Source organism: Candidatus Cloacimonadota bacterium, assembly GCA_011372345.1.
Taxonomy (GTDB): Bacteria; Cloacimonadota; Cloacimonadia; order Cloacimonadales; family TCS61; genus DRTC01.
The window spans coordinates 1-3,264 of the sequence record DRTC01000031.1 but is presented as its reverse complement, the minus strand read 5'-3'; the positions used below and the strand labels follow the sequence as shown (position 1 = coordinate 3,264).

4 protein-coding genes are annotated in these 3,264 nt (G+C 36.0%); 1 reads left to right on the top strand and 3 read right to left on the bottom strand.

Annotated features, from left to right (window positions below):
* Nucleotides 1–230: 230 nt before the first annotated feature.
* Nucleotides 231–788, top strand: coding sequence for a chloramphenicol phosphotransferase (locus ENL20_00585; protein HHE37057.1), 558 nt, complete (start codon nucleotides 231–233; stop codon nucleotides 786–788).
* Nucleotides 789–957: 169 nt separating this feature from the next.
* Here the strand turns inward: ENL20_00585 and ENL20_00580 are convergent, their stop codons facing one another.
* The 3 genes from ENL20_00580 to ENL20_00570 all read right to left on the bottom strand — a co-directional run.
* Entirely contained in the window at nucleotides 958–1,428 is a 471-nt protein-coding gene (locus ENL20_00580; protein ID HHE37056.1) for a CBS domain-containing protein, read from the bottom strand.
* A 13-nt stretch (nucleotides 1,429–1,441) separates the two neighbouring features.
* Nucleotides 1,442–2,698 (bottom strand): hypothetical protein, encoded by a 1,257-nt coding sequence (locus ENL20_00575; GenBank protein HHE37055.1) that lies wholly within the window; start codon nucleotides 2,696–2,698, stop codon nucleotides 1,442–1,444.
* 11 nt (nucleotides 2,699–2,709) lie between these two features.
* The coding region (locus ENL20_00570; GenBank protein HHE37054.1) for a hypothetical protein at nucleotides 2,710–3,264 on the bottom strand (555 nt) is incomplete at its 5' end.

Below are 3,264 nucleotides of genomic sequence, written 5' to 3'. Positions count from 1 at the left end.
TTATAAAGCTGGTGATAAAGTGGAAGTCAGCTTGGAAAACGGAACTGTAAAAGTGAATGAAACAGAATTCAAATTCGCTCCACTCCCCAAAGAATTAATGGCAATTTTTCAAGCAAAAGGTTTAGTGAATTGGATTAAGGAAAATTAATAGCTCACGGATTTACACGGATTAAACAGATAAAGTCATTAGGGGAAATTAATTTTATAAAAGAAATAACAGGAATTAAATAATGAGAAATGGAAAGATTATCTTTTTAAATGGAACATCGAGTTCAGGAAAAACATCTATTGCAAAGGAATTACAGAAGATTTTAGAAGAACCGTATCTTCTTGTTTCTGTTGATAACTTCATCTCTATGTTGCCACAAAAATATTTGAACGGTGAAGATTCCAAAACTTTGGGAAAGGCAGTTCTAAATATAATTCCCGGAATGCATCATTCGATTTCTGCTTTAGCTTTATCCGGAAATAATATAATAGTCGATCATGTTCTTGAAAAAGAGGAATGGTTGAAAGAATGTGTTAATGTTCTGTCTGATTTTCAAGTTTTTTTTGTAGGAGTTCGTTGTCCTCTGGAAGAACTTGAGCTAAGAGAACGCAATCGAGGAAATAGAAAAAAAGGAATGGCGCGTTTCCAATATGATCTTGTACATTCTCATAATATCTATGATATTGAAGTAGATACTTCCAAATATAAACCTCTTGAATGTGCCAGGCAAATTAAAGATGTTTTAAAAGAAAAATATGCTTGTAAAGCTTTTAAGGTACTTGAGAATAAATTGATTTGATTGCTTACGGATTTACCCTATTAGATAGTTGACTTGCATTGAAGCATAAGTTATAAAATTCCATTTATCTAACTAACGGGGTGAACACTGATTGAACGGATAAGATTGTTTAATGTAATTTGTTAATTTCAAAAAAACTTCATAAATTTCACAAACTTGTGAAGTTTTTTTATAAATCTATGTTTTTCAAATAATAATCGATAACTTCCAGAAAATTCACTTCTCCGATTACTTGATGCTGTTTATCAACAACTGGTAATTCATTCACTTTTTCACGGATCATAATCCTGATCATTTCCAAAAGCAGAGTATCTTCAAAAACATAACTGGGATTTGTTGTCATAATATCCTTAACTGTTTTTGCAGAAGAATACAACATAAATGAACTTATTTGCAGGTTTTCTCTTTCCTGCAGCAACGAAGTAGCCGGGAACATATACTGGATCGTATTATTGAGTCTCACCGATCCTATGAGTTTGTTTTTTTTATTAACAACATAAACATGTCTGGAACGAGTATCTTTGATTATCTCTCTGAGCAAATCTATTAAAGAACTGTTTTCATCTATCACAGACGGATTTTCGATGATCAACTGGTCTATATCTCTTACTTTTACTTTTGCTAATCTATCTTCCGGCATAATTACTCCTTATTTATTCGATTTCTCCCGCCTTTTTTAAGGCGATTTTTGTCAGGATCGGTCCGATTATTTCAAAGAAAATACAGGTTGCTGTAACAGTAGTCAGAACCATTGTTCCCAGTTTATCACCGGAAGTTACATTCTGACCGTTCACAACTTCGATAACTTTTCCCAAACCTTTGAATTCGTGTTTGACGATAAGCGACAAACCGATCGCAACTCCTGCTTGCGATAAGATTCCCATTCCCACATAATTCCTGATCTTCCTTTCTGCTTTGCCGAAAATCGCTCCGATTCTCGATCCGATCACGAGTCCGCCAGTTCTCGTTAGGATATAAATTATTCCCAATAAACCTAAAGAAGGAAGAGCAGCAAGATGAAGATTCGAACCAGCGAGAGTAAAGAATAAAATGAATAGAACAGGCATTATCATCGGTAATCTGTCCTGAATTTTCTGGGCTAACGAATGAGGTTGAGTATTGACAATGATCATCCCGACAACCATATTAGTGAGAATGATCGAGAGATGAAACAGCGAACACAACCCGCTGGTGAAAAAGACAAATCCGAAAACAAGGATAAGAACATCATCGGCATTTTTCAGTTTCCGGGCAAGAAATGAAAAAACAGCAGCAATGATTCCACCGAATAAAATGCTTAATCCGATTTCTTTCATCGGTTCTATGATCATCAGAAAAATACTTTCGGAAACTTCTCCTGTTTCGTTCAGAAAGATGATTCTGGCAAAAGCAGCAGCAAATCCGAAAATGATAATTCCCAAACCGTCATCAAAACCTACGACCGCATAAAGTGCTTTTGTCAAACTTCCTTTTGCTTTGAATTCCTGAATGATCGCAACCGTTCCCGCAGGTGCACTTGCCGGAGCGATCGCTCCGAAAACCAGAGCCAGAGGCAAATTGTGAGTAAGAAAAAATAATCCTGCGAAAACCAGTACAAATGCTCCGAACGACTCAAAAAGAATGATGTAGATTATCCCGACTCCCAGTTTTTTCAGAGAGATCAGATTCAGTTCCAGACCGATACTTAAGGCAACAAAACTTAAAGCGATTTCCGTCAGGAAAGAGAGTTTTTCCTGTAAATGATCCGTCAGAAAATTCAATAACGAAGGACCTAAAATTACTCCAAAAACCATAAATCCGATGATCGACGGCAATTTGATGTATTTCATCGAGCGTCCGAAATAGAAAGAAAATATAATGAGAGTTCCCAGCAACAACAGAATCGGAAATGAAAATGTGGTTTGTTCCATTAAAAACTCCGTCAAATATCGATCGAACCGTTCAAATAAACTATATTCTGCATTAACACCATCATTCCTGTTTTGTCTTCCAGAGAATCGATCAGGAGATTTATCTTTCTTAAAACATCATTAGTGAGAGATTTTTCGATCGTGGCAATTATCAACCGGTGAAAACCTTTTTTCTTTTCATTCCAGAAACTCGAGAATAACGGAAGAGCGTGCAAATATTTTCCGGCATTATTGGCTTCCAGAACAGAAATATTCGTTTCACTCACTTCCGTTAAAATACTCAAAACATCTTCAAATTTATCTTCGGATTGAACAAAAATATGAAGAATATTAAAATCTTTTTTTGCTTTATCCACTTGCTTTTCGGAAGTATAACGCAGGAAACTTTCCCGCACAACCATCGCATTATTTCCTACCAGAATTTCCGTGACCGCCTCCGGAATACGCAAAACTCCCGAAATGGAAGATAAATAACGGATATGCATTTTCCGTTTTTCGGACGGAGCAATGATAAAAACGAAAAGGCGAGTTTTTTTCCGATCGAGAGAATCAAAATCTATTCCGTC

Excerpts from the sequence above, each read along its gene's own strand:
- ENL20_00585 (HHE37057.1), top strand. The coding sequence starts at position 231 with ATGAGAAATGGAAAGATTATCTTTTTAAATGGAACATCGAGTTCAGGA.
- ENL20_00580 (HHE37056.1), bottom strand. The coding sequence starts at position 1,428 with ATGCCGGAAGATAGATTAGCAAAAGTAAAAGTAAGAGATATAGACCAG.
- ENL20_00575 (HHE37055.1), bottom strand. The coding sequence starts at position 2,698 with ATGGAACAAACCACATTTTCATTTCCGATTCTGTTGTTGCTGGGAACT.